At 64.7% G+C, this 18,558-nt stretch carries 20 protein-coding genes; 6 read left to right on the top strand and 14 right to left on the bottom strand.

Features of this window, described 5'->3' with window-relative positions:
- Window positions 1–8: 8 nt before the first annotated feature.
- From JNC62_RS01115 to JNC62_RS01090, 6 genes are all read right to left on the bottom strand, one after another.
- Window positions 9–968: a glycine--tRNA ligase subunit alpha gene (locus JNC62_RS01115; RefSeq protein WP_374835127.1), complete on the bottom strand. Its 960-nt coding sequence runs from the start codon at window positions 966–968 to the stop codon at window positions 9–11.
- Window positions 969–1,066: 98 nt separating this feature from the next.
- The gene (locus JNC62_RS01110) at window positions 1,067–2,134 is read right to left on the bottom strand and encodes a dTDP-glucose 4,6-dehydratase (protein WP_374835125.1); all 1,068 of its coding nucleotides are present in this window, start codon (window positions 2,132–2,134) and stop codon (window positions 1,067–1,069) included.
- Between the two features lie 191 nt (window positions 2,135–2,325).
- Window positions 2,326–2,517, bottom strand: a complete 192-nt coding sequence (locus JNC62_RS01105; RefSeq protein ID WP_374835123.1) for a hypothetical protein — start codon at window positions 2,515–2,517, stop codon at window positions 2,326–2,328.
- A gap of 16 nt (window positions 2,518–2,533) precedes the next feature.
- Complete coding sequence (locus JNC62_RS01100; RefSeq protein WP_374835121.1) at window positions 2,534–3,406, bottom strand: S49 family peptidase; 873 nt, start codon at window positions 3,404–3,406, stop codon at window positions 2,534–2,536.
- 122 nt (window positions 3,407–3,528) lie between these two features.
- Window positions 3,529–4,344, bottom strand: a complete 816-nt coding sequence (locus JNC62_RS01095; RefSeq protein ID WP_374835119.1) for a tRNA1(Val) (adenine(37)-N6)-methyltransferase — start codon at window positions 4,342–4,344, stop codon at window positions 3,529–3,531.
- Window positions 4,341–4,562, bottom strand: a complete 222-nt coding sequence (locus tag JNC62_RS01090) for a putative signal transducing protein (RefSeq protein WP_374835117.1) — start codon at window positions 4,560–4,562, stop codon at window positions 4,341–4,343. Before JNC62_RS01090 ends, JNC62_RS01095 begins: the two co-directional genes overlap by 4 nt.
- Before the next feature lie 104 nt (window positions 4,563–4,666).
- Between JNC62_RS01090 and JNC62_RS01085 the strand changes: the two genes are divergently transcribed.
- From JNC62_RS01085 to moaB, 4 genes are all read left to right on the top strand, one after another.
- Window positions 4,667–5,683, top strand: coding sequence for a polyprenyl synthetase family protein (locus JNC62_RS01085; protein ID WP_374835115.1), 1,017 nt, complete (start codon window positions 4,667–4,669; stop codon window positions 5,681–5,683).
- A gap of 152 nt (window positions 5,684–5,835) precedes the next feature.
- A complete protein-coding gene (locus JNC62_RS01080) occupies window positions 5,836–7,677 on the top strand; it encodes a tetratricopeptide repeat protein (protein ID WP_374835113.1) in 1,842 nt (613 codons plus the stop codon).
- Window positions 7,678–7,684: 7 nt separating this feature from the next.
- Entirely contained in the window at window positions 7,685–8,605 is a 921-nt protein-coding gene (locus JNC62_RS01075) for a 4-(cytidine 5'-diphospho)-2-C-methyl-D-erythritol kinase (RefSeq protein WP_374835111.1), read from the top strand.
- The gene (gene moaB, locus JNC62_RS01070; protein WP_374835110.1) at window positions 8,592–9,134 is read left to right on the top strand and encodes a molybdenum cofactor biosynthesis protein B; all 543 of its coding nucleotides are present in this window, start codon (window positions 8,592–8,594) and stop codon (window positions 9,132–9,134) included. Before JNC62_RS01075 ends, moaB begins: the two co-directional genes overlap by 14 nt.
- 25 nt (window positions 9,135–9,159) lie before the next feature.
- On the opposite strand, the gene JNC62_RS01065 is transcribed toward moaB, so the two are convergent.
- The gene (locus tag JNC62_RS01065) at window positions 9,160–9,693 is read right to left on the bottom strand and encodes a glycosyltransferase family protein (protein ID WP_374835108.1); all 534 of its coding nucleotides are present in this window, start codon (window positions 9,691–9,693) and stop codon (window positions 9,160–9,162) included.
- 204 nt (window positions 9,694–9,897) lie between these two features.
- Here JNC62_RS01065 and JNC62_RS01060 point away from each other — a divergent pair, with 204 nt between their 5' ends.
- Window positions 9,898–11,055: a PA0069 family radical SAM protein gene (locus JNC62_RS01060; protein ID WP_374835106.1), complete on the top strand. Its 1,158-nt coding sequence runs from the start codon at window positions 9,898–9,900 to the stop codon at window positions 11,053–11,055.
- A 184-nt stretch (window positions 11,056–11,239) separates the two neighbouring features.
- On the top strand, window positions 11,240–11,899 hold the full coding sequence (gene rnhB / locus JNC62_RS01055) for a ribonuclease HII (RefSeq protein WP_374835104.1): 660 nt from the start codon (window positions 11,240–11,242) through the stop codon (window positions 11,897–11,899).
- Window positions 11,900–12,226: 327 nt separating this feature from the next.
- Here the strand turns inward: rnhB and JNC62_RS01050 are convergent, their stop codons facing one another.
- From JNC62_RS01050 to JNC62_RS01020, 7 genes are all read right to left on the bottom strand, one after another.
- Window positions 12,227–12,712 (bottom strand): F0F1 ATP synthase subunit B, encoded by a 486-nt coding sequence (locus tag JNC62_RS01050; RefSeq protein ID WP_374835103.1) that lies wholly within the window; start codon window positions 12,710–12,712, stop codon window positions 12,227–12,229.
- A gap of 10 nt (window positions 12,713–12,722) precedes the next feature.
- The gene (locus JNC62_RS01045; RefSeq protein WP_374835101.1) at window positions 12,723–13,412 is read right to left on the bottom strand and encodes a F0F1 ATP synthase subunit B; all 690 of its coding nucleotides are present in this window, start codon (window positions 13,410–13,412) and stop codon (window positions 12,723–12,725) included.
- Between the two features lie 75 nt (window positions 13,413–13,487).
- Entirely contained in the window at window positions 13,488–13,715 is a 228-nt protein-coding gene (locus tag JNC62_RS01040; protein WP_374835100.1) for a F0F1 ATP synthase subunit C, read from the bottom strand.
- Between the two features lie 65 nt (window positions 13,716–13,780).
- On the bottom strand, window positions 13,781–14,533 hold the full coding sequence (locus JNC62_RS01035; protein ID WP_374835098.1) for a F0F1 ATP synthase subunit A: 753 nt from the start codon (window positions 14,531–14,533) through the stop codon (window positions 13,781–13,783).
- A gap of 58 nt (window positions 14,534–14,591) precedes the next feature.
- Complete coding sequence (locus JNC62_RS01030; RefSeq protein WP_374835096.1) at window positions 14,592–14,966, bottom strand: AtpZ/AtpI family protein; 375 nt, start codon at window positions 14,964–14,966, stop codon at window positions 14,592–14,594.
- Between the two features lie 263 nt (window positions 14,967–15,229).
- Window positions 15,230–16,432, bottom strand: coding sequence for a cell wall hydrolase (locus JNC62_RS01025; protein ID WP_374835094.1), 1,203 nt, complete (start codon window positions 16,430–16,432; stop codon window positions 15,230–15,232).
- Between the two features lie 223 nt (window positions 16,433–16,655).
- Window positions 16,656–18,557: a potassium transporter Kup gene (locus tag JNC62_RS01020; RefSeq protein ID WP_374835092.1), complete on the bottom strand. Its 1,902-nt coding sequence runs from the start codon at window positions 18,555–18,557 to the stop codon at window positions 16,656–16,658.
- Window position 18,558: the final 1 nt, after the last annotated feature.

Genomic DNA, 18,558 nt, shown 5'->3' with positions numbered 1-18,558 from the left:
CGTTTTCGTTACGCCGCCTTCTCGACCCAGTTCACGCCGCCGGCGTCGGTCAGCAGGAAGGCCTCGCCGCAGGCCTTTGCCAGCGTGCGCACGCGCAAAATGTAGCTCTGGCGCTCGGTGACCGAGATCACGCCGCGGGCGTCGAGCAGGTTGAAGACGTGGCTGGCCTTGATGCACTGGTCGTAGGCCGGCAGCACGCACTTGTGGTAGCCGTTGGCCGTGTCGCCGGGGGCGCCTGCCGCCAGAAGGGCCAGGCATTCCTTTTCCGCGTCGATGAAGTGGCGGTGCAGCATCGCCGTATCGGCGAACTCGAAGTTGTGGCGGGAATATTCCTGCTCGGCCTGCAGGAAGACGTCGCCATAGCTGATCTTGTCCTCGCCTTCACGACCGTTGAAGTTGAGGTCATAGACGTTGTCGACGCCCTGCACGTACATGGCGAGCCGTTCGAGGCCATAGGTGAGTTCGCCGGCGACGGGGGCGCATTCGATGCCGCAGACCTGCTGGAAATAGGTGAACTGCGAGACTTCCATGCCGTCGCACCAGCATTCCCAGCCGAGGCCCCAGGCGCCGAGCGTCGGGCTTTCCCAGTCGTCCTCGACGAAGCGAACGTCGTGCAGCAGCGGGTCGAGGCCGATCGCGGCGAGCGAGCCGAGGTAGAGTTCCTGCAGGTTCGACGGGTTCGGCTTCAGGATCACCTGGTACTGGTAGTAGTGCTGCAGGCGGTTCGGATTCTCGCCGTAGCGGCCGTCGGAGGGGCGGCGGGAGGGCTGGACATAGGCCGCCTTCCACGGACGGGGGCCAAGCGCGCGCAGCGTCGTCGCCGGATGGAACGTGCCGGCACCGACCTCCATGTCATAGGGCTGCAGGACCGCACAGCCCTTGTCCGCCCAGTAATTGTGCAGCGTCAGGATCAACCCCTGGAAGGAGCGCGTCGGGTGCATGTGGTCAGGCAGGGCTGCAGGGGTCATCGGTCCGGTCCGGATGGTCTTTGGAATGCGCGGACAGGTGCCACGGCACGCCGGCACGGTCAAGGGTGCGGCGGCGGCTTTCGCGCCGCATCACATCCTCAGTGCCGTTCGAGCGAACGGAAGAGACCGGAGCCGGCCGGCTGCGTCGTGACGGTGGCGTGGCCCGCCGCCAGATCCGGAACGGTGCGGAAGACGGTGCGCGACAGCGGCGCCAGCCGTGAGCGATACCAGCCGGCGAGCGCCTTCAGTTCCCCGCTCAACGAAGCCTCGGCGCGCCAGCCTAGGCCGGCTATGGCCTCCGTCACGACCGGCGCACGGGTGTAGTCGGCCGGACGGCCGTTGTTGAAGACCAGGCCGGCGGCCGGATCGGGAACCGATTCAAGCACCATGCGGGCAACCTCCAGCACCGAATGGGTCTCCGGCCCGGATATGTTGTAGACGCCGTTTCTCTGGCCGCGGCTGGCGACGGCGCGCAGTCCGGCGCAGAAGTCGGAGACCGCCAGGAACGAACGGCGCTGGCTGCCGTCGCCGTGGATCGTCAGCGGCTTGCCGACGGCGGCAAGCTCGAGAAACCGCGGGATCAGTTTCTCGGCGTTCTGACGGGTGCCGACGATATTGACGGGGCGCAACACGCGGATGTCGAGATCGTAAACCACGCACAACCCGGAAAGCAGCATCTCGGCGGCGGCCTTCGAGGCGCCGAGCGGGTTGTCCGGCTGCATCGCCGCCATTTCGGTCAGCGGCGCGTCCGAGGAACCGTAGACCTCCGCCGTGCTCACGTGAACCATCAGCGGAACGCGCCGCCGCGCCATCGCCTCCGCGAGGACCTGGGTGCCGATGGCGTTGGAGACGCTGAAGCGCTCGGGCGAAAGCAACGAGCGGTCGACGTGACTTTCGCCGGCCGCGTTGACGACCAGGTCGGCGCCACGAAGCAGATCGGTCACCAGCTCGAGATTGCCGATGTCGCCCTGGCGCAGCGTCACCCGGCCCGAGCGCATGGCGCGATCGAGGTTGGCCATGTCGGCGGCATAGGTGAAGGAATCAAGCACACGGATCTGCGCGCCCGGGCAGGCCTCAAGCAGGTCGTCTACCACATGCGAGCCGATGAACCCGGCGCCGCCGGTGACGACGATGGTGCGGATGCTGGCGAGGTCGAGCGAAGCCATGGTGTCTGCCTTCCCGTTCAAAGCAATCTGGAGTGGCAGATTTCGTGGCTTTGACGGAGCAACGCAATGCACACCGGCGGGTCGCAAGGCCTTTATGCGGCGTTAACCTTACGCGATCTGGTTAATGATCCGAACCGGTACGGAAGGTGGCGACGGCATCCCGAAACGGCACAAACGCGAGCTCTGCCAGCCTATTCATCGTCCTTGCGAAGTCGGTATTCGCCGGTCTCGGGGTCCTTCACGAGCGTGCCGATCGCCCCGGTCTGGTGTTCCTTCTCTGCGGCACGGCGCTTGCGCGAAAGCCGTTCGGCATCGGCGACGAACTTGCGATAGCCGAGCCAGGCCACCGCGGCGACGATCAGCAGGAATATGAGTTGCGGCATCTCCCCTCCCCCGGCCCTAGCGGCCGTAGCGCGACCAGAGCGCCTTTTCTTCCGCAATCTCAGCGAGCGTACAAATTCCGGCGGCCCCGACCTCCGCGGCGGCGCCCGCCAGCAGACCCGCACCCACGCCCGGAATCTTGCGGCCGAAAAGGCCGCGCGCCGGAGAAATCAGCTGGAGCCTTGCGTTCGGCCCGTAACGCCGTTGAACTTCGCCGCGCATATCGGCAAGGCCGTCGATCAGGCCCAGGGCCAGACCACGCTGGCCGGTCCAGAACAAACCGGAAAAGAGGTCCGGATCACTGGACAGGCGCGGCCCGCGCCGCTCCTTGACCATGCCGATGAAGACGTCGTGGATCTCGACCTGCAGCGATTTGAGATACTCGATGTCGGATTCCCGCTCCGGCTTGAACGGGTCCAGGATCACCTTGTTCTCACCGGCCGTGTAGACGCGCCGTTCGACGCCGATCTTCCGCAAGAGCTCGGGGAAGCCGAAGCCGCCGGAAACCACGCCGATCGAACCGACGATCGAGGTCGTATCGGCAAAGATCTCGTCGCCGGCAAGCGCGATCATGTAACCGCCTGAGGCGGCAACATCCTCGACGAAGACGAGAACGCGCTTGTTCTTCTCGCTGGACAGATCGCGGATGCGCTGGAAGATCAGCCGCGACTGCACCGGCGAGCCGCCAGGCGAATTGATCGCAATGGCGACGGCGGGCGCGTCCTTTATCGCGAAGGCCTTTTCAAGGATGGGGGCGACGGCCGCCAGATTGAGCGTGGTGCGGAACGGGCCTCCGCCTGCCATGATCGCGCCATGCAGCCGCACGACCGGGATTGTGACGCCGTCCCTGCGGAACCGCTTCGGCATCAACTTCCTGAAAAAACCGGTCATGTCGTTATCGTGTCTCCGATGCGCGTTTCATGGCCAGATGTATGCACGCAGCGGAAAAACGCAATGGTTTTGCAACAAAATCCCTCGATTGCGCGGGCGCATCGCGCCCGCGCGTGCGGCCGTCATCGCACCCGCCGCCGGCCGGCCGTCAGCCGCGCATACCCCGCCCGCCCGTTGTTGAGATCGTCGACGACGGCCGAGAAACGGTGACTGTTGTCCTCGTGCATGACGAGCGGCGCGCGCAGCGTCAGGCGCGCCCGCGAACCCTTGATCGCGGTTACGAGGATGCGCACGGCGCTCTCGCCGGGGCGCGGGTGCAGGGCGGTGATTTCGATGCCGCCGAACCGCCGGCCGCAGGCATCGATGATCGCCGCGATCGATTCCGGCCGGGCGATCAGGGAGAGCTGGCCGCCGGGCTTCATGATGGCGCCGGCGGTGCGGATCCACTGTTCAAACAGGCCGTCCTGCATCGCATGCGCCTCGGCCTTGAGCGCGTCCGGCGTGCGGCGGTCGCTGGCGTCGTTGAACGGAGGGTTCATGATGACGTGGTCCTGCACCTCGTCCTCCAGTCCCGCCGCAAGCCTGGCCCGGCCAGTCAGGGTCACGTCCGCCTCGACAACCTCGACACGGCCGGCAAGGCGGCCGTTTTCCGGCAGCGCCAGGCTCTTGCGGGCGTAGTCGGCCATGATCGGCGAGCGCTCGACCAACAGCACACGCGCGCCCTCGATTCGCGACGCGACGGCAAGGCCCGCCGCGCCGGCCCCGGCTCCGAGATCGGCGACGCGCATCGCCCCCTCTTCAACGACGAGCGAAGCGAGCAGCATCGCGTCCATGCCGGACCGATGTCCGCCACCCTTGGGCTGGACGATGTGAAATCGGCCGCGATGAAAGGCGTCGATGGTTCGGGTCGCGGTCGCCTCGTCCTGCGCTGTCGTCACGGCCGCAACTCCGCTGCGAGCCCGGCATCCCGCAGGATCCGCCTTGCCTCGTCCTCGCGGTCCGCAACCACCAGCAAGCGTCGCGGCAACATCCCGAGCGAGCCCTCCAGGATACTCATGCCCTGGTCCGCGACCAGACAATGGATGCCGGCATCCCGCAACAGGCTCTCGGCGAAGGAGAGCAGGACTGCATCGTTGGTGCGGATCAGTTCAATCATTCGTTTTTCCAGCTATATTTGAGCGGCCGGGACAATTCGCCTCTTGCTCAGACAGTCCCCCCTTTCTATTGTCCCGCAACGGAATTGAACAGGAGTCCAGGCATTTGGGCGTCGTGATACCGCTTGACGAGGGCAAAAACAAACTGGCGTCGGTCAAACCCCTGGTGGACCTGACGAAAGCCGACATGGAGCGGGTCAACCAACTGATCCTGTCGAAGGCCGGCTCCGACGTCCAGATGATACCGGAAGTGGCCAACCACCTGATTTCTTCGGGCGGCAAGCGCCTGCGGCCGATGCTGACGCTCGCCGCAGCGTCGTTGTTCGGCTATGAGGGCGACCATCACATCAAGCTCGCGACCAGCGTCGAGTTCATGCACACCGCAACGCTCCTGCACGACGACGTCGTCGATGAAAGCGACCTGCGCCGCGGAAAATCGACGGCCCGGATGATCTGGGGCAACCAGGCGAGCGTTCTCGTCGGCGACTTCCTGCTCGGCCAGGCCTTCAAGATGATGGTCGAGGTCGGTTCGCTGGAGGCGCTCGACGTGCTCTCCTCCGCTGCCACCGTGATCGCCGAAGGCGAAGTGATGCAGCTCTCGGTCGCCAAGAACATGGAGACGACCGAGGACGATTACCTCGAAGTGATCCGCGCCAAGACGGCGGCCCTTTTTGCCGCCGCCGCCGAAGTCGGCCCGATCGTCGCGAACACCAGCCGGGCTGAACGCAATGCGCTCAGATCCTACGGCATGAACCTCGGGCTTGCCTTCCAGCTCGTTGACGATGCGCTCGACTATGGCGGCAAGGCCGCCGATCTGGGCAAGAACGTCGGCGACGACTTTCGCGAGGGAAAGATCACGCTTCCGGTCATCCTCTCCTGGCGGCGCGGAACCGCCGAGGACCGCGCGTTCTGGCGCAAGGCGATCGAGGGCGGCGAGAGCAACGACGCGAACCTGGAGCATGCCCTCGGGCTGATCACCCGTTACGGCGGCCTGTCGGACACCATCGCGCGGGCGCAGCACTATGGCACGATCGCCCGCGATGCGCTGGCGCCGCTGCCGGCGAGCCCTTGGAAATCCGCGCTTCTCGAAGTGATCGATTTCTGCATTTCCCGCGTCGGCTGATCGCGAAGAACTGCTTCCCGTTGCGCAGGAAATTCTTGCCGCACCGCGCCAAAAAAGCCATTCTCTCAAGCCATGAGTCCAGTTGATTTGGACAGGATCGCGACGTGCCGGCGGCCGCAGCTGCCCGCACCGCAAGTGTGAAAGGCATCTGTATGCGGCATTCCCTGATCATCAGGCTTCTATCGGGCGTTGCCATCGTGGCCGGCGTTGCCTTTGCGGGCCTTCCGGCCGCCACGGCCCAGGATGCGCCTGCCGCCGCCACCGAGGAGGCCCCTTTCGATCCGCAGAGCGTCAACAGCTTCTCCGGCGCTTTCCTTGCCGCCCGCACCGCCGATGTCGACAAGGACTTCGACAATGCCATCGCGCTCTACCGGATTGCGCTGCAATACGACCCGACCAACGTCGAGGTCAAAGAGCGTCTGATGATCACGCTCTTGATGAACGGCCAGTTCGACGAGGGGGTAAAGTTAGCCGAGGCGCTAAAGGGCGATGCCGCCGTCGAGCGGATCACGACGATCGTGCGCGGCATGGACGCAATCCGCAAGCGCGAGTACCGCACGGCGGAAAAGATCCTGCGCTACAGCGGCCCGAACGATCTCGACCGCATGATGACCGGCCTGCTCGTGGCCTGGGCGAAGTTCGGCGACGGCAAGACGAAGGAGGCACTCGCCACCATCTCGGACATGAAGGGTCCGGATTGGTTCGGGATTTTCAAGAACTACCATGCGGGCGCCATCGCGGCCGCCGCGGGCGACAAGTCCACCGCACGCAAGCGGCTGAACGACGCGATCCTCGATCGGGACGGTGGCAGCGCCGCACCCGACACCTTCATGCGGGCGGTGATGACGCTGGCCCGGCTCGAGGCACGCGAGGGCAACAAGCAGAAGGCGCTCGACGCGATCTCGGTGGGCGAGAACCTGATTTCCAACTATGCGCCGCTGAAGGCCCTGCGCGAGGGGGTCGAACGGGGCGAGAAGCAGGAACAGCAGGTCCGCACGGCCGCCCAGGGCGCTTCCGCCGTGCTCTTTTCGATCGGCGGCGCGCTGAACCGCGAAGGCGCGGAGGACATCGTCTCGCTCTACCTGCAGGTTGCGCGTGCACTCGATCCCGACAGCGCCGACACGCTCGTGCTGCTTGGGGGCATTGCGGAGAACCAGAAAAAACCGGAACTGGCGATCGAGTACTATCAGCAGGTGCCGAAGGATTCGCCGATGCGCCGCATCTCCGAGCTGCAGCTCGGTCTCCAGCTCGCCGACCTGGGCAAGGTGGACGAGGCGAAAAAGCACCTGAAGGCGCTGATCGAAGCGGACCCGAAGGACATGCGCAGCTATCTCGCCTATGGCAGCGTTCTCTCCGATGCCAAGGAATACAAGGAGATGGGCGAAGTCTACGACCGCGCGGTCGGGGTGATCGGCAACGTACCCAACCGCTCGCACTGGACGATCTTCTTCCAGCGCGGCATCGCCTATGAACGCCAGAAGAAATGGGAGCTCGCCGAGCCCAACTTCCGCAAGGCGCTGGAACTGAACCCGGACCAGCCGCAGGTGCTGAACTATCTCGGCTATTCCTGGGTCGATATGAACATCAACCTGCAGGAAGGGCTGGACATGATCCGCAAGGCGGTCAGCGTCAAGCCCGACGACGGCTACATCGTCGATTCGCTCGGCTGGGCCTACTTCCGCCTCGGCCAGTTCGACGACGCGGTGGCGGAGTTGGAGCGCGCGGCCGAATTGCGCGCGGGCGACGCGACGATCAACGACCATCTCGGCGATGCCTACTGGCGTGTCGGCCGCAAGCTGGAAGCAACCTTCCAGTGGAACCGCGCCCTCGGGCTCAAACCGGAGGAAGCCGAAATCCCCAAGATCAAGGCGAAAATCGAAGCCGGGCTGCCCGAACTCACCGACCCACCGCCGGCCGCCGCCCAGGCGACCGACAGCAAGGAGCCGATCAAGACCCCCTCGCTGACGGTCACGGAAAGCGACAAGAAGTCCTGATCCGACAATGGCGCGCAACCAAGGTATGACCGGCTTCGTGCAGACGGAGCCGGCGCCCGCCAAGATCAATCTGGCGCTGCATGTCGTCGGCCAGCGACCCGATGGCTACCACCTTCTCGACATGCTGGTGACCTTCACGCGGTTCGGCGACCGCGTCGGAATCGCGCCGGCCGAAGCAGACCGCTTCACGCTCTCGGGCCGGTTTGCGCCGCAACTGCAGGACGGTCCGGCGAGCGGCAATCTCGCGCTGAAGGCGCGAGACCTGCTGCGGGTTGCGCTGCTGCGCCAGGGCACGGCCGCCCCTCCCGTTCACCTGCATCTGGAGAAGAACCTGCCCGTCGCCTCCGGCATCGGCGGCGGTTCGGCCGACGCGGCCGCCACCTTGCGCGTGCTCTTGCGGCACTGGCGCGCCGCGCTCCCGGCAGCCGAATTGGCGGACCTCGCGCTGCAACTGGGCGCCGACGTCCCGATGTGCCTGTTGGCGCGGCCGCTCGTCGCCGCCGGGATCGGCGAACGCCTCACCGTGCTCGAAGACCTGCCCTCCTTTCCGATCGTTCTCGTCAATCCCCTCGTCGGCGTTTCGACGCCGGACATCTTCCGGCGGCTTTCGACGAAGGAAAATCCGCCGCTCGCCGCATCGGCGGCCATTGGCGCGGCGGCATGGCTTTCGGCGATGCGATCGATGCGCAACGATCTCGAGGAGCCGGCGCGGGTCATCTGTCCCGTGATCGACGCGGTGCGAACGGAACTGGACCGAAGCGGGGCGCAACTGGTGCGCATGTCCGGCTCCGGCGCCACCTGCTTCGGCCTCTATGGCACCACCGAGGCGGCGCGCCGGGCGGCCCAGGCGCTGGAGACGGCGCGGCCGGACTGGTTCGTTGTTGCCACCGAAAGTTATGACGGAGGGGACCCCCATGGCGCGGCTTGACGAGACGAGACCCTTCATTGGCCTTTCGATCGCCGTCCTGACCGTATCGGACACCCGAACGCCTGCAGACGACCGCTCGGGCGACACGCTGGTCGATCGGCTGGAGAAGGCCGGGCACCGGCTCGCCGCGCGCGCGATCGTGCCGGACGACAAGGCGGCGATCCGCGCCCAGGTCGAAGACTGGACGAAGGATGCCGGCATCGACGTCGTGATCACCACCGGCGGGACCGGTTTCACCGGCCGCGATGTGACCCCGGAGGCGCTCGAACCGTTGTTCGAAAAGAAGATGGACGGGTTTTCGGAGGTGTTCCACCGCATCTCCTACGACAAGATCGGCACCTCGACCATCCAGTCCCGCGCCACCGGTGGTGTTGCCAACTCGACATTCATCTTCGTGCTGCCCGGTTCGCCCGGCGCTTGTCGCGATGCATGGGATGGCATCCTCGCCGCGCAGTTGGACTACCGGCACATGCCCTGCAACTTCGTCGAGATCATGCCGCGCCTGGACGAGCACCTGAAGCGGAAGTAGGGCCCGCCAGCCATATTCAGGGGGGCTATGCCCCTGCTTTCTGCCGCAGCGCGCGCACCGCCCAGGCGGGCACGAGTTCCGCACCCAACTGCCGTGCCGCGACGCCACTGGCAAGCTGGTCAAGCCTCATGCCCGGCCGGACCAGCGCGCGAGCCTGCCGCTTGGAAACCAGCAGCCCCTCCTCAAGCGTTGGCCGCCGCCGCAGTATCCGCTTGTGGAACGGAAGGCGATGGTTGCGCGACCCTGCAAAGCGGGCCGGCGCCTCATTCAGCGCGACATATTCCGCCACCGCATCGACCCAGCCGTTCAGCGGGCGAGCGCCCGGCTCGAGCATCAGCAGCCACTCGCCACGAGCCGATCGCACGACATCCTGGATGTCCCAATCCGTCAGGAACGCGCAGCCTGCGGCATCGGCCACCTGGGACGAGCCGTCGCAAGATCCATGGTCGAGCACGATGACATCCTTGACCAGCCCCTCCACGGCCCCGGCAACAAGGGCTGCCAGCGTCTGCGCCAGTTCGGGTTCGTTGTCTCTGCACTCGATGATAACCGTCAGCATTTTCCACCACTACCGCATTGCAACAAACAAAGCCACTGACGGCATTGGCCAATTCGGCTCAAGCGCCGGCTTCGCGGACACGCGGCGCCCCGATCGACAGGGTGCGTCGTGCAGCTGCGCTGAACTTTGTTCTTGTCTTGTTCTTCTTTCACTGTTAGGAATAAAGTCATTGGAGGGAAGCGATTCCCTCAATGGAGAACCCCGATGACCGAACTGCGAAGCCTCAGGGAGGGCGCGCTTGCGCCCGCCAATACGGTCGATATTGCCGACGCGCTGATGGCGCAGACGGGTCTGCGCATCGACGTGGACCGGCGCCGCGGGCGCGGGGCCGGCCTGAACTTTTCCGGCCGCTTCGAGCCGCAGACACGCGAGAGCGTCGATGACGGCTGGCAGTCGCTTGAGGATCTGCCGCCGTTCAAGACTGAAGTGCAGGTGGAGAAGCCGCGCAGCATCATCACCCGCAACGAGTCGCCCGACATCCCGTTCGACCGCTCCGTCAACCCCTATCGCGGCTGCGAGCACGGCTGCATCTATTGCTTTGCCCGCCCGTCCCACGCTTTCATGGGACTGTCCGCCGGGCTGGACTTCGAGTCCAGGCTGTTTGCCAAGCCCGATGCCCCGCGACTGCTGGAGCGCGAGCTTTCCAAGCCGGGCTACCGGCCTCGGGTGATCGCGATCGGCACCAATACGGATCCCTATCAGCCGATCGAAAAGGAGTGGCGGATCATGCGCCAGATCCTGGAGGTGCTGGAAGCCGCCGACCATCCGGTCTCGATTGTCACCAAGTCGGCCCTCGTCATGCGCGATATCGATATCCTGTCGCGCATGGCCGCCAAGGGGCTTGCCTGGGTGGGCCTGTCTGTGACGACGCTCGACCGCAAGCTGGCGCGCACGATGGAGCCGCGCGCGGCAACGCCGGCGCGGCGGCTCGAGGCGATGCGTGCCTTGTCGGAGGCTGGCGTTCCGGTCAGCGTCATGGCGGCGCCGCTCATCCCCGGCCTGAACGACCACGAACTGGAGCGCATCCTTGATTCCGGCAAGGCCGCCGGCGCCCAGGAAGCAAGCTATGTGCTTCTGCGCCTGCCGCTGGAAGTCAGCCCCTTGTTCCGCGACTGGCTGCTGCGGGAGTATCCCGACCGCTACCGGCACGTGATGTCGCTCGTACGCTCGATGCGCGGCGGCAAGGACTATGACGCCGAGTTCGGCAAACGGATGAAGGGCGCCGGCCCCTATGCCTGGCAGATCGCCCGGCGGTTCGAGCTGGCGACGAAGCGGCTCAAGCTGAACCGGATCCGGCGCAGTCTCGCAACCGACCTGTTCGTTCCGCCCTCGGGCAGTGGCGTTCAGCTCTCGCTGCTCTGAAGTCCGTGTCCCGCCGTTGAAGATCCGGCCGGGGGGAAAAGGCTTGCGAACACGAATGGCCGCGGCGTGACCGGCCGGCCAGACGAGATCGACATTGCACCGTCCCCAGCAATGTCGGGCTTCCCTCGGTGCCGCCTCGCCGAGGGACTTGCAGGGAATCGGTTGGTCGTGCGAGGGTCGCCGCATGCCACGCCGCGCGACCACCGATTCCCCCCTCCTCTTCGACCTTCCCGAAGGCCCGGATTTCCTGATGGAACTGGCCGCCCGCAAGGCCGGCCAATGGCCCGTGGCCGGCGCAGATGAGGCCGGTCGCGGACCGCTTGCCGGCCCGGTGGTGGCCGCTGCCGTCATTCTCGATCCGGAGAGAATTCCGGACGGGCTTCATGATTCCAAGCAACTGACTGCGGCCAAGCGCGAGGCGCTGTTTGCCGCCATCATGGCCACGGCGATGGTCACGGTCGCCTCCAGCAGCGCCCGCCGCATCGATCGGACGGATATTCGAAAGGCCAGTCTCGACGCTATGCGGCGCGCCGTGAACGCCCTTCCCGTCCGGCCAGGCCTGGTGCTCACCGATGGTCTCGACGTGCCGCCAGGGCTTGGTTGCGACGGTCGCGCGGTCGTCAAGGGCGATGCGCGCGTGCTTTCAATCGCCGCCGCCTCGATCGTGGCCAAGGTGATCAGGGACCGGATGATGGCCCGTGCGGAGACCACCTATCCCGCCTATGGCTTCTCGGCTCATGCCGGCTATGCGACCGAACGCCACCGCGATGCAATCGGCCAATTCGGACCCTGTGTACTGCACCGTATGAGTTTCCGGCCGTTCCGCTCGGACGCGCCCGACTGAGCAATAGACCCACCAAAAAAGAAAGCGCCCGTCCAGGCAGATTCCTGTGTCGCGACGCGGGGACCGATTTCGCCACGGCTGCCCACGCCAAGGGCAGGGCCCTTTACCTGGCCCGACCCGAAGGTACAACACTCGCAGGGTGCCGGCAGCACGTCTCGCGAAAGCGGGGGCGGTTTTCTCGACAGAGCGATGCGGGAGCGCAAGGACCGAAAGCCGACCAAGTGACCCCGGAAAATCGCAACGCAGCGGACGGTAGTGCATCGATGCGCCCATGAAAAAAGGCCGGATCGCTCCGGCCTCTTGATCTCTAGGCTGTGCGCCGGAACATCAGTTCAGGCGGGTCTTCACTTCCGCGACGGCCTTGTCGAACAGCGACATGCTGGTGGCTGCATCGGCCTTGTTCGCAAGCACGTTCTCGGCGGCGCTGATGGCGAGGTCGACGGCGGCCGAACGAACGGCGTTGATCGCATCGACCTCGGCCTGCTTGATCTTCTGCTCCGACAGCGCGGTGCGACGGGCGACATACTCTTCCGTCTTTTCCTTGGCTTCGGCTGTCAGTGCCTCGGCCTCGCGCTGGGCGGTCGCCACGATGGCGGCGGCCTCGGCCTCGGCTTCCTTGCGCTTGCGCTGGTATTCTGCCAGCAGGCTCTGGGCCTCTTCGCGCAGGCGCTTGGCCTCCATCAGTTCGTTGGAGATCTTCTCGGCCCGCTGGTCGAGGGCCTTGCCCATCGTGCCGGGCACCTTCAGGTAGACGATCAGCGCCAGGAAGAGGACGAGACCGACGAAGGCGTAGAAAGTTGCGTCAAATGCCATGGTCGCTTCCTTACTTCGCTGCCGCCGACTTCACCGCGGCCGCAATCTCGGCCTTGGTGGTCTTTCCGCCAATGAGCTGTTCGACGACAGCCGCGGCAGTCTCTTCGGCGATCGCGCCGACGTCGGCGAGTGCCTTTTCCTTGATCCCGGCAATGCGGGTCTCGGCAGCGGCGATCTTGCCGTTCAGGCTTTCTTCGATCTTCAGGCGCTCGGCGTCGGCCTTGGCCTTGGCGGCGTCACGTGCCTCCGACGCAATGGCGTGGCCCTTGGTGCGGGCGTCAGCCAGTTCCTTCTCATAGGTCGAAATTGCGTTGTCCGCCTCGGTCTTCAGGCGCGCAGCCTCGTCCAGATCCTGGGCGATACGGTCGTGACGCGTCTCCAGGATGGAGCCGACGCGCGGCACGATGATCTTGGACATGATCAGGTAGAAAATGCCGAAGGTGATCGCCAGCCACAGGAGTTGGGAGGGAAAGGTGGATGCGTCGAAAGGCGGAAAGACACCGCTTCCGGGCGCTTCGCCGTGGGCGACACCCGTCTCGGTGTGCAGTTCGCCGGTGGGGGCGGCAGCGCCTTGGGCATCGGTCGCCGGAGCAGCCTGATGCGCATCGCCCGCCGGGGCAGCGTCGTGCGTTTCCGTCGTGGTCTCGGCCTGAGCGATCGTGAATGGGATGGACTCGGCCTTGGCCGCGGTCGCAGACATGCTCACCTCCAGGTGCACTCAAACAGTAAGCGGATCACGGCCGCAGCGGGCCGTGATCCGGTCTTCCAGCCGTTATCAGACGGCGAAGAGCAGCAGCAGGGCGATGAGCAGCGAGAAGATGCCCAGAGCTTCCGTAACGGCGAAGCCGAATACGAGGCGGCCGAACTGGCCGTCAGCAGCAGACGGGTTGCGCAGTGCGCCGGACAGGTAGCTGCCGAAGATGTTGCCGAGGCCGAGGGCCGTGCCGGCCATGCCAAAGCATGCGAGACCTGCGCCGATGAACTTTGCTGCTTCCGCTTCCATGATGAACTCCTTCGAATGGGTTGTTGCGGCTTGGACTGGTGCGGAACGCACCAACGACTTTCTCCTTAGTGGCCGCCCGGATGCACAGCGTCGTTGAGGTACATGCACGTCAGTACCGCAAAGACGTAGGCCTGCAGGAATGCCACGAGGAACTCGAGACCGGTCAGGGCGACCGTCATGATGAGGGGAAGAACCGCGCCGCCGATGCCGAGCGCGCCAAGGGCTCCAAGCGAGGCAACGAAGCCCGCGAACACCTTGAGCGTGATGTGGCCCGCCAGCATGTTGGCGAACAGACGGACGGAGAGGCTGATCGGACGCGACAGGAACGAAATGATTTCGATCGCGACGACGAGCGGCAGAAGCGCGCCGGGAACGCCCTGCGGCACGAAGATCTTCAGGAAGCCGAACCCATGCTTGTAGAAGCCGTAGAAAATCACCGTCCCGATGACAAGAATGGCAAGGGCGAGGGTCACGATGATCTGGCTGGTGACGGTGAAGAAGTACGGCACCATGCCGAGTAGGTTCGCCGTCAGGATGAACATGAACAGCGAGAACACCATCGGGAAGAACTTCATGCCGCCGCTGCCCGCACCTTCGCGCAGCATCGAGGCGATGAACTCATAGGACATTTCCGAGACGGACTGCATGCGGCTCGGGATGATGCCGCGCTGCGACGTCGTCATGTAGAGAAAGCCCGCGGCGACAGCAGCGGACGCCACCATGAACAGCGACGCATTGGTAAAGGAGAAATCGATTCCGCCAATTTCGATCGGAACAATCTTGTTGACCAGAAACTGATGGGTCGGATCGTTGGACACCGCTAATCTCTCTCGTTTGCCGCCCGCCGGACGGTTATTCCTCTAACCCGGACAGCACTCAGGCGCCATCCTCGTTTTTCTTGTGCTCGGCGTCTCTGCCGGCCATCCTGTCGACCGGATGGGGTGAAGCCACCATTCCCGCCGACCGCATCACGTTCAACACGCCCGCACAGAAGCCGAGCAGCAGCAGCACTATCATGCCCCACGGCGCGGTGCCGACGAAACGATCCACCAGGTAGCCAAGAAGCGCACCGACGATGACTGCGGCGACGAACTCGCTGGAGAGCTTCATCGCAACCGCATAGCCCTTGCGGCTTTCGGCTGCCCTCTCCTCGGCTGCATCACCTGCATTGTCATCCACACGCCGCTTCGCGAGTTCCGCGTTGAGGCGCTGCATGCGTTCTTCCAGACTTTCCTTGCGGCCGCCCTTCATGGCGCTCCCCTTCCGTTTCCGCAGCGCAGTGCGCCCTATTGCGGACATATTCACGGCTAGGTTTTAAGCCAGCTCCAGGCCCGTTTGAAGTCGGGCGCAACATAGTTTTAGGCACTAGCATAGTCAAGGCGGAGCAGAGCTTTGCCAGGCGTGAATTTTAGCATGAAGAATCAATATTTTAGAGAAAAATCGGGAAATCGTTCGGGTTGAGCAACAGGGAATCGCCGGAGGCGTGGCCACTTGCCGCGCCCCCGGCACCAGACTCAGATCCAGCCTCCGCCGTAGGTGCGGTAGAAGATGTGCTTGCCGATCTTGGCGACCCGCTGCATCGTCGGACCCCAGTTCGGCTTCACATAGGTCGCATGATAATGCGTGGCCGAGCCCACCTCCGGCAGCCAGATCTTGCCGGCGGTAACCGCCAGGGCGACCTCCTTGGCCGTCTTCCAGTGCCAGGGTGCCAGCACAAGGTCTGGAATGTGGTCGCAGGTGAAGGAAAACTGGCAGCCGGTGCGCAGCTTTTCGCCCTGGTAGACGACCCCGCAGACGGTATCGGGATAGGCCGGGTTGCGGACGCGGTTCAGGATAACCTGGGCCACGGCCGCCTGGCCTTTCAGCGATTCCCCACGCGCCTCGAAGTAGATCCCGTTCGTCAGGCACTTCTGCTCGGCCGGGGAGAACACGCTGGCCGGCAGCACCGTGGCCGCCCAGGCATGGTCTTCGGGCGCGATCTCCGGGATGAACCGGCCGCCGGCCGCATCCTTCTTCGTCAGGATCGAATCAAACGGTGAAACCCGGGCGTAGTCCGGCTCGCTCGGGGCATAGGCGGTGGCAAGAATATCGGCATTGTCGTTGGTGACGAGGCCGGCCAGCATGGACGGGACGCCGGGGGCCTCCACCAGCGGCCTCTTCTTGTAGAAGGCCGTGGCGATCTCGATTTCCTTGCCCTTGATCTTGGGTGTGCTGAAGCGCATGCGTTCGGCGCTGTCGAAATCGGGCGTCAACAGCGACGCCTGCCGGTCGAGCACCGACCCTGCGGAAAAGGCCTTCGGCGGCGCCACCGGCGTCACGGCGACGATGCGCTTTTTCTTTTCGCGGCGATTGATGCGATCCTCATCCGGGATGCCGCCCGCCCCTTTGCGACTGCTGACCATCGAGGCCTCGGCCCCGCCGGGCAGTCTCAGCCCGGCACCGCCGGAAAGCGCTCCGGTCGTTCGCGGGTCGTTAAAGGCCACATCGACCATGTGGATGGATCCCGCCGGCGAAGGGGTCATCACCACCTGCTGGTTCCCGCCCTTGCGGTTGACGCCGGAGATGAAGGTCGCCAGATCGGAATGCCCGGCTTCGGCGGGCAATGCCGCATAGAGGCAAACTCCGAGGGCCGTCCGAGCCAGCCAATCGCGCCGCCACAAAGCCGACCATTTCACACGAACGATACGCCTACGCACCGACACACTCCGACAACACATAGCCGCGCGGCGTCGTCACCCGACGAGCCGGGTGCTAAACCTTCTGGCCATCACTCTTGCTGAAGCCGAGCCCGGGAAAGCGGGCGAACCGGCTCGTTTCATTGACGGAGGATGAAGAATTAACCTTGATGGACGGTTAACGCCGGCCGTTCCGCGGTGCCTCGGACACTGAAAGGGCAGCTATCGCCGCGCCGGCGCCCGGCGTCCGTCTTGGCGGCGCACCTCAGATGATGACCTGAGAGCCGAGTTCGACGACGCGGTTCGTCGGCAAGCGGAAGTAGTCCGAGGGATCGACCGCCGCATTTGCCATGGCGATATAGAGGCGATCCTGCCAGTAAGGCATGCCCGAATGGCGATCGGGCACCAGCTTGCGCCGGCCGAGATAGAAGGAGGTCGACATGATGTCGAACTTCACGCCCGACTTGCGGAAAAGCCCGAGCGCCTGCGACACGTTCTGCGTTTCCATGAAGCCGAAGCGAATTTGGATGCGGGCGAAGCGGTCTGAGATGCGCTCCATGCTGCAGCGTTCGGCCGGCGTGACTTTCGGCGTATTGGTCGAGATAACCGTCAGGATGAAGTTCTGCTCGTGCAGCACGTGATTGTGCTTGATGTTGTGCAGCAGGGCTGCAGGCGTGAAATCCGGATCGCTCGTCAGGAAGATCGCGGTTCCGCTGACAGAGACGGGAGCATGGGCGCTCTTCTTTTCAATCGACTTGATGAAAACATCCAGCGGCACCTCGATATGCCGCGTCTTGTCGCGAAGGAGCGCCGTTCCGCGGACCCAGGTCCACATGATCAGCATGCAGGTGGCCGCAATCAGGATCGGGACATAGCCGCCGTCGTGGACCTTCAGCAGATTGGCGGCGAGGAAAACCAGTTCGAGCAGGAAAAGCGGCAGCAGCATGAGCACCGCGTAGCCGGGTTTCCAGCGCCAGCGCATGCGAACGAACTCGAAGGCGAGCACGGTGGTAACGACCATCGCCCCGGTGACGGAGATGCCGTAGGCGGTTGCCAGTCCTTCGGACGAGCCGAACAGGAACACGAGGGTCATCACCCCGAACAGCAGGACGGCGTTGACGGCCGGCAGGTAGATCTGCCCGGTCTGGGTTGCCGAAGTGTGGAAGATTTCCATGCGCGGCAGGAAGCCGAGATGGATTGCCTGGCGCGCAATCGAGAAGGCGCCGGTGATGACGGCCTGGCTGGCGATGATCGTGGCCGCGGTGGCCAGGATCACGGCGGGAAGCAGCGCCCATTTCGGAAACAACAGGAAGAACGGGTTCTCGATCGCTTCGGGGTGCTTCAGGACAAGGGCCCCTTGTCCCAGGTAGTTCAGCGTCAACGCCGGAAAGACCAGGCAGAACCAGGCCCACTGGATCGGCTTGCGGCCGAAATGACCGAGGTCCGCATAGAGGGCCTCCGCCCCGGTCACCGTCAGGAACACCGCCCCGAGCACGACGAAGCCGAGATAGCCGTCATTGTAGAGGAAGACCACGGCGTAGGCGGGGTTGAAGGCGGCAAGGATGCTGAGGTCGTCGCCCAGGTGCGCAGCGCCGGCAACGGCCATGACGATGAACCAAAGCGCCGTGATCGGGCCGAAGAACCGCGACACGGCATCGGTGCCCCAGGATTGCATCGCAAACAGCATGACGAGGATCACGACCGAGATCGGCACGACATAATCGGACAGATCGGGTGTGACGAGCTTCAGGCCCTCGACAGCGGAAAGCACCGACAGCGCCGGCGTGATCATGGCGTCACCGATGAAGAGCGCCGCGCCGGTGAGCCCCATGAAGAAGAGAACCGCCTTGTGTCCGTTCGCCGTCTTGCGCAGCAGGGCTAGCAGCGACAGCGTGCCGCCCTCCCCGCCATTGTCGGCGCGCAGCAGGAAAAGCACGTATTTCAGGGTCACGATGATGGTCAGCGTCCAGATCACCAGCGAGATCAGCCCCACGACCTCGTCCCACGTGACGCCGTCGCGGGAAATCGGGCGCAGCGCCTCGCGGAAGGCATAGAGTGGACTGGTGCCGATGTCCCCATAGACGACACCGACCGAGCCGAGCGCCAGGAAAAACAGCGTGCGTGCACGGCCACCGCCGTTTGCTGCGTGTGCTTCGGAGTGCGACATC

Origin of the sequence: Mycoplana ramosa, from assembly GCF_041930185.1 — a bacterium.
GTDB classification, from domain to species: Bacteria; Pseudomonadota; Alphaproteobacteria; order Rhizobiales; family Rhizobiaceae; genus Mycoplana; species Mycoplana ramosa.
This window is presented reverse-complemented; position numbering and strand designations above follow the sequence as displayed.